General features: G+C 38.9%; 1 pseudogene. It reads left to right on the forward strand.

Features of this window, described 5'->3' with window-relative positions:
• Positions 1-280 (forward strand): annotated as a pseudogene (locus tag ACSG5Z_RS32445) (hypothetical protein); the annotation flags it as partial.

Raw genomic sequence — 280 nt, forward strand, 5'->3', positions numbered from 1 at the left:
CGTACGAACTTGATGAGACGTATTGCCGTCATGATATACCGAAGCCTTTTATATACGCACTTGTGCCGATGACGCGTAATCCGAAAACGATTAATATATTTTGGAGTAAGGTGGAACTTGCATATAAAAAGAGCGGGTTACTAGAGCAAGGTGTTTTACTGGAGCAAATATTAGCTGATGAAGAAGTCTATGGAAATTTCATTTGGCGAGTAAAGAGTGTTGTGAGAGCGTATAAATACGGGGAAATCCGTAAAAATGTGAAGGCTCTTTTATATAGTAC

This window comes from Bacillus pretiosus (assembly GCF_051294775.1).
Taxonomy (GTDB): domain Bacteria; phylum Bacillota; class Bacilli; order Bacillales; family Bacillaceae_G; genus Bacillus_A; species Bacillus_A wiedmannii.